We start from the raw sequence: 7,460 nt of genomic DNA, 5'->3' as shown, positions 1-7,460 counted from the left end.
CTGGTAGCTCGTCGGGCTCATAACCCGAAGGTCGCGGGTTCAAATCCCGCCCCCGCTACTAAGAGAACCCCTAGGTCATTGGCCTGGGGGTTCTTGTTCGTAGCGAGAGTCGTGGTCGTGTCAAACGGGTGTCAAACCTCCGGCTCGGCCGCAGGATCAGTGGCTCTCGCGGACCTATGGCTTCTCGGTGATCACAGATCGGCCGGACGACAGACCCTTGGCAACTCAAATCGAGACAAGTCGTCGCGACCGTTGTTCCACATCCCGTTGCTGACCTGGCCCCGAGGAGCGCGCCAACCTCCTCTCCGATAGGCTCAAGGGGCATGTCAAGACCCGGAAGGGAAGCATGACGCTCGAGTGGTACGAGACACTGGCCGACATCATCGGTGCGTACGAACCCCTTGCCGATGTCGATCGGTCTCGACTTCGGGGGGCAGACTTCAGGCCACGGCCGTCCGAGTGGACCATGCCTGATGGCACAGAGGTCTGGCGCTGGGACTCTATAAGCCAACCTGGAGTGGAGGAGGGGCAGTCTCCCGTGTCCCAACGAGCGTACGACCCTCTGCCCGAAGATCTTGAGCACGTTCGGCGGACAATCTCCGAGACGCTCCTACTTCCGGGCGAAGCCTCGGACTACCACTTCGCGCTGCTCGGCGCCTACGACGCCCTGTGGCGAATCCGCCGTCAACACCCTTCGATTAGTGACCTGATCGAGAAGCTATGTCTCCTCGATGTGCGATTGGTGGAAGCACGCCCCGAGGCCGTACGGATGCCAGGGGCAGCCCGGAACGCGTTCGTGTCAATCCCAGCATTCCAGCGCCTTTTCTCGCTCTACCTGGATGAGGGCTACCTCGCCGAGGCGCTCGAAATAGCGGAACGCGCTGTGCCTTTCGGGCAGAGCCCCGACCTCACCAACTTGAGGGAACGATTGGCGGTGTTGCTAGCTGAGGTCGCGCCGTGATCGGTTTGAAGACTGTCCGCCACTGGTCCACTTTCGAAGCATCGGCCACGGACCGCGCCAGAGCCACATCTTTGGTGGTGCAACGGGAAGGTAGGTCGAGCCCATCGATCCTTCAGAGAACATGATTGGGCACCGCGACTTCGTAGGAGCAACACCGGCGAGGATCCTTGGCTTAGAAGTGGACTTGGGAGACGATCGGTTCTCGGTCCTTGACGACGTCATCAAGGAGGTCGGTCAGCGGATTCTCGATGGCAGCCACCCGCTCACGTGGACACTTGAAGGCGCGAGACTGGTGAAGGTTGAGTACTCGTGGATGAGCAGGACTCAAAGATCATGGCTGTCAGATGCGTATAGCCCTGACGGAGTCCGGGGGCGCGGTGGCTGGTTCCTACCAGAACGGGGCCGACTTGAGCCAGGGTGGATCAGCCTGCCCCAGCTCCTCGACAACGGTCCCCGATTCGCGCTCAGCAATGCCCGCAACATCGCAGGGACACTCCCCCTCGATACGTGGGAGTGCATCCTCACGTGGTCCCTCACCAATCGCCTCGCGGGGGACCTCTTCGACCCATTCGAAATTCGGGGTCGCCAGTCGGGAAAGCTCGCTACCGACGAGGTCAAGGCACGATTCGATACCTACCGGGATCTCCTAGAGGCCTTGGGCATCGACGTGGGCGATGCGCTCCAACCCTTTCTCCCCGGTCATGGCTGGAGTCGACGGAACGCGAATCAAGTGGTCGAGGCGCGAGTCGCGCTAAGGCATGCGCTGTATGACGGTTGGGCAGACCGTTCGGGGAGCCTCTATCGCGCCTTGTACCTTTCCGAGCTCGCCGACCGATACTACGACCGCGCCAACGCCGACCGGAGTGCGCTCCGCCGACGCGTCATCACGAAGCAATACGGGCCTCATCTGGTTGCGCTTTTTGGCGGAGATTGGCTCGCCCTTCTCGACTACCTCGGCGAACAGCCCCACCCTGACGAGGAAGTGGTGTACGAGCTGCCCGTGGCCAGGATCGACGTTGACACAGCCTCCTCTCGCGTGCGGGCGGAGGGCCGGGAGGAAGCGGGGAGGGGAGCGAGCACCGCCCTCGAAGATCCGGCCGACTCACCAATCGCCTCTCGCATTGCAGTACTCACCGACATCTGGTCACAGTTCGACCAAGCCCAGGCAAACCAGCAGTCGGGGATGCGACCGCTTCCGAGCTTGGAAACGTCTGAGTTTCGTGCATTCCATCTAACCGAGGACGAGTACGACCCAGGACACCCCCAGGAGGCGCTCATGGAGTCGGTCCTGCGTGGCGAGACAATCGAACGAGTAAACGACCTATGGGGGATGGCGGTGTTCGAGCGTTGGCCGGAGCGCTTACACACGGAGGTACTCCCGTTCAATCAGGTCGCCAAAGCAGTCGGGCCGGCGTGGGAGTTTTGGGAGGGCGTTGAGCGGACCATCTGGTATGTCGCCGAGGGTCCCTACTCGCGAACCGACGTCGCAGGACTGTCGAGCTACTACTCGAAGCTCATCAAGCGTCTCGACGAGGTGGGAAACCCGATCGATGTAAACCTATTCACTGACCTCGCACGGGCGGAGAAGAAGCTCGGACCACCCGAGGACATCGAGCGCGAGATGGGATCATCAGCGTCGTTGTCGATCACGATGCGCTTTGGCCAGCGCCGGGAAGGCTTTGAGTTTCTGAGAGACGTCGTGACCCAACACCGGCGCTCGTGGATGGACTCGCACCTCCAGAACTATCTTCAGAGATGGCGTCGCGATCTTGAGGAAGTACATGGCGCCTATCACCGCCGAATCGCCGATATCGGAAAGCCACCCACCCTTCGGCAGTTCTCGAGGATCGCAAACCGAACAGCAAACAGTTGGTTCGGAGGAGACCTCGGAAGCGTTTACGCAGCCATCGGGGAGAAGCGCGCTGTCGTTCCCAAGTACGACAGGCTCATGCCTGAAAACGTCGCCGCCCTCGCCCAGAAAGTGTTCAGAGCGTTGGGAGGCCGGCCTCTCGGGCGCTTCACCGTTGAGGTCCCGACCGGGGCTGAGCAGGAAGCGAGAGCATCCGTCTATAGGGCCGCGGACGCGGCTCGCGGCGCCATCCGCCTCATCCAATGCCGAGAAGCGAAGGGAGCGAAGCCCACGATCGCAGAGTTCGGAACCCCAAGGTGGAGGCGATTCGGAGACCTCTTCGGGGGGGGTGAGAGTGGTTGGGATCGGTTTATCCGGCAGATCGACGAAGCCCTGACGGACCCAACTGTCCATGCACCCTCATCCCAGCCGGAGACCAACCCCTGGCAGGGAGCCTCCACCGGCGAGAACAGCGAAGACACGCCGCCAACAGTGCCCCAGTGAGGAGGCGAGGCCAACGCGAAGAAGGGACCACTCAACCGGCTGCTCGGACGGTGAGGAGGGCTAGCTGCTCACCTCACCGAGTGAAGTCGTCCAAGAACACGCCTGAGTCCATCGTTCGCCACTGCAAGTCACGGCTTCCCAACGGCCCCAGCGGCTTGAATGCCGGAGACCCCTCTTCGCAGAGTTCAACCTGGTACTTTTTCGTAGGAGACGAAAGGTTCCTGGCGTGAGACTCGCCCTATTCGCGGATCTACACCTTGACGTGCCCTTTCAGTGGGCGCCTTCGGACGTAGCACGGCGGCGCCGTCAGGCGCTGCGGGACACGCTCGACTCGATAATCGATGTGGCCCAAGAGGAAGGCGTCGATGCTCTGTGCTGCGCCGGGGATCTGTACGAGCACGACCGAGTTGCCCCCGATACAGCAGCGGTCCTCCAAAGTGCCTTCGCCCGCCTCTCTCACGTGCCCGTGCTCGTGGCCCCCGGAAACCACGACTGGTTCGGTCCGAAGAGCGTCTATGCGCGGACCGAGTGGACACCGAACGTTCACATCTATACGGAGGCGCGACTGCAAGCGTATGAGCTCACGGCTGGACTCACCATCTGGGGAGCCGCCCATCGACAGCCCGCGGGTACCCCGAACTTCCTCGACGGATTCACCGTTGACCGGGACGCCAATGGAATCCATATGGCGCTTTTCCACGGCTCGCTACGGTCCGGGCTCCCCTTTGAGGAGGACGGAAAGCAACCGCATGCCCCGTTCGACGCCGAGCAGATCCCCCAAGCCGGGCTGCATCACGCGCTCGTCGGGCACTTCCACACACCGCGCGACGGCGAGTGGCACACCTACCCGGGCAACCCGGATCCGCTCACCTTCGGAGAAGAGGGCGAGCGAGGACTGGTGATCATCGACGTGCATGACGACGGAACGGTAACCCGCACCCGCCACCGCGTGGCACAGTCCGTGGTCGCCGACGTGACCGTGGACGTGACCGGCTGCTCCAGCACCCAGGAAATCCGCAACCGGGCGCAGGCGGAACTCGCCTCCCGATCCGGCATCGTGCGAGTCACCCTCCACGGCGAGGTGGCGCCTGATGTCGACGTCACCTTGGCCTGCCTCGACGGCGTGGGGGAGCACCTAGACGCGACCGTCCCGAGGCTGGGCGAGATCACCGTCGCCTACGACCTTGACGCCATCGCTGGGGAGTCGACGGTCCGCGGCCAGTTCGTGGCTGATGTGCGCGCCTCGTCTCTCGATTCCGAAATGAAGCGTCGGATCCTCATCACGGGACTGCGCGCCCTGGAGGGGCGCCACGACCTAGGGGTCGACTGATATGCGGATCCGCGAGGTGCGCGCCCATCCGTTTGGGCCCTTCGACGACGAGTGCCTCGACCTAGCTGAGGGCATGACGGTGATCACCGGACTCAACGAGTCCGGCAAGTCCAGCTGGCACGCCGCTATCTACGCTGCGCTGTGTGGCATGCGGCGAGGGGCGGGCCGACGCAAAGAGGACCAGGATTTCATCCAGCGGCACAAGCCGTGGGGTCGCGACCAGTGGCGAGCCTCCTGCGTGATAGACCTACCCGACGGACGGACGATCGCACTGACTCACGATCTGTCCGGGGGGGTCGACAGCAGCGCCCGGGACGCCAACCTCGGAACCGATCTCACCTCGGAGATCATCCACGAAGGTGCCCCCGACGGTTCGCGTTGGCTGGGACTCGATCGCCGAGCCTTCCTGGCCGTCGCCTCCATCCGCCAGGCGCACATCCTGGCGCTCACGGAAGACGCCGGAAACCTTCAGGAGCACCTGCAGCGAGCGGCGGCAACGGCGGGAACGGACGAGACCGCGGCAGCTGCCCTCAGCGCCCTCGACACGTATTCGCGGGATCACGTGGGCACCGAGCGGTCCACCACCAAGCCCCTGCTGAGGGCGAGGAGGAGTGTGGAGCGCGCCGAGGCGACGCATAAGAGTGTGGTCGTCCAGCACCAAGACTGGCTGGAGCGGGAGGAGCGGTTGGTCGAACTGCGGGCCAGGGCCGCCCAGACCCGGCGCGCAGCGCGTGCCGCCGAAGGCCGCCGGGTACGAGACGCTGCCGAGCAGCTCGCGGACCGGCTGAGCGAAGCCCGAACCCTCACCGAGCGTCATCCGTCGCCGCCCCCCGACCTGCGGGACAACGAGCGGCTCGCCGGGCAGGTGGCCGCCGCGCTCCACGACTGGGAACAGCGTCCCGACCCAGCGCCATTGAGCGGCGCGTCCGCCGACGACCTCGAGGCGCGACTGCGGTCGTTGCCGGACCCGCCGACCGGCGACCTCGAACCGGCGGACACGGTGCGAATCGCGCACCGCGAACTCCTCGATGTGCAGCGCCGCTACGAAGCCCACGACCAACAGAGACCCCTCGACCCGGCGGGCGAGCCGACGACAATCAGCGAGGCCGAGCTCATCGATCTCGCCCGAGAGCTGGAGACACCGATTCCGGAGGTGGATCCCGCGCTACGCGCGGAGGCGGAGGGGTTGCGAAAGCAGCCGACCGTCCCACGTGCAAGGAGACCGCCCATCTCCGGCATCGTCGCTATTGTCGCCGCCGTCGTCTCCATCGTCACCGGCACGGCGCTGCTCGCCACCGGTAGCACCGTCCCCGGAGGCGTCGGCATCGGCGTCGGCGTCCTCCTCGGCCTCGCAGCCGTCGCCATGTGGCACTGGCCTGGAACCCCGTCTGCCGACGACCGGGCGCTGGCCGCCGCGGAGGCCAAGTTCATGATGGCCGAGCAGCTCGCCGTGGCGGCGCAGCAACGCCGAAGGGACGCTGTCAGGCGCGCCGAGGATGCGGGTCTTGAACCAAACCCGGCCATCCTCCGTCCCCTCGCCGACCAGATCCGCCGGACCGAGGACTCTGCACGGCGACGAGCCGAGTGGGAGACCCGAGAACGAGACCTCGGCGAAACAGTCGCCGCATCGGCCGAAGCGCTGCGGCGCGCTCTCGCGGAGCGCGGCGGCGAGGTCGAGGCGGGGGCCGACACTAGGGATCTGGATGCGGCAGTCGCGCGCTACGAAGCGGCATGCCTAAGGCGGAGGCACCAGGCGACCGAGTCCAGTCAACGGCCAGCCCTCGAGCAGGCCGTGGCCGCACGCCGGCGCGCCGAAGGCCAGCTGGCCGAGGAGACGGAACGGCTCAAGCGCGCGCGCGATGCCCTTCGTAATGCCGCGACGGCCGTAGGCCTCGCCAACGAGGCGACGGCGCCCGCTCTCTCTGAGGCCGAGTTGGTAGACGGGCTCGGGTCTTGGCAGCGGGAGCGAGACCGCAAGGGTGACGAGATGGAGGTCACCAACCGGGAGTGGACTCGCCTCCAGGTGCTCCTCGATGGCCGCAGCCTCAACGACCTTGAAGCCCTGGAGAGTGCTGCTCGTAAACGGTTCGAGGAGCTGAGCCGAGATCTCGACCCAGACCTCATCGAGGGCATGGAACTGGGGGACGATCCCGAGACCGCTGTACGCAACTTTCGCGAACAAGCCGACCGGCTGGACATCGAAGCCGCCGAGGCACGCCGTGAACTGGAACTCCGCGCCGAGCAGGCGCCGAGCGTCGCCGAAGCGGACGAGCAGCTCGCTGCCGCTCTAGGGGACCTGGAACGTGTCGAATCACTTAAGGCGGTGCTCGATACCACCCGAGCGTTCCTCACCGACGCCCAGGAACGTGTGCATCGCAACATCGCTCCTGTCCTCGCCGCCAAGGTGAGCGAGCGCCTGGCCCGGGTCACCGCGGGCCGCTATGAGAACGTCATCGTGAACCCCGAAACGCTCCAGGTGCAAGTGCAGGACGCGGACGGTCGTTGGCAGAATGCCGATTTGCTGTCGCACGGCACTGCCGAGCAGATCTACCTGCTGCTGCGCATCGCCATGGCGGAGATCCTCATCGCCAACGGCGCGAGCTGTCCCCTGCTCCTGGACGACAGCACCGTGCAGTCCGACCCTCAGCGCACCTCGGCAATCCTCGACGTCCTCCATGAGGTGAGTACCGGACATCAGGTGATCCTTTTCAGCCAAGAGGACGACGTCTTCGAATGGGCCAGCGAGAACCTCGGACCCCGCGATCACCTGCACCCCCTCGGAGAACCGCGATCCCGCTAAGAGCGGTCGATCAACT

General features: G+C 65.0%; 4 protein-coding genes. All 4 read left to right on the top strand.

The genetic code is table 11. The features are described 5' to 3' along the window. Positions 1 to 346 precede the first annotated feature (346 nt). The 4 genes from WEA29_09865 to WEA29_09850 all read left to right on the top strand — a co-directional run bounded on the left by WEA29_09865 (position 347) and on the right by WEA29_09850 (position 7,444). The gene (locus tag WEA29_09865) at positions 347 to 961 is read left to right on the top strand and encodes a hypothetical protein (protein MEX2324060.1); all 615 of its coding nucleotides are present in this window, start codon (positions 347 to 349) and stop codon (positions 959 to 961) included. Positions 962 to 1,139: 178 nt separating this feature from the next. Beyond that, complete coding sequence (locus WEA29_09860) at positions 1,140 to 3,314, top strand: hypothetical protein (GenBank protein MEX2324059.1); 2,175 nt, start codon at positions 1,140 to 1,142, stop codon at positions 3,312 to 3,314. 226 nt (positions 3,315 to 3,540) lie between these two features. Beyond that, complete coding sequence (locus WEA29_09855; GenBank protein MEX2324058.1) at positions 3,541 to 4,644, top strand: metallophosphoesterase; 1,104 nt, start codon at positions 3,541 to 3,543, stop codon at positions 4,642 to 4,644. 1 nt (position 4,645) lies between these two features. Next, a complete protein-coding gene (locus WEA29_09850) occupies positions 4,646 to 7,444 on the top strand; it encodes an AAA family ATPase (protein MEX2324057.1) in 2,799 nt (932 codons plus the stop codon). The last annotated feature ends 16 nt before the right edge of the window (positions 7,445 to 7,460 follow it).

Source organism: Acidimicrobiia bacterium, assembly GCA_040902765.1.
Lineage (GTDB): Bacteria > Actinomycetota > Acidimicrobiia > Spongiisociales > UBA11373 > DATKBG01.
The sequence above is the reverse complement of the archived record's forward strand: the minus strand, read 5'-3'. Positions and strand labels throughout refer to the sequence as shown.

What these genes read in the sequence shown, in the direction of transcription:
- WEA29_09850 (MEX2324057.1), top strand. Translation starts at nt 4,646, where the DNA reads ATGCGGATCCGCGAGGTGCGCGCCCATCCGTTTGGGCCCTTCGACGAC.
- WEA29_09865 (MEX2324060.1), top strand. Translation starts at nt 347, where the DNA reads ATGACGCTCGAGTGGTACGAGACACTGGCCGACATCATCGGTGCGTAC.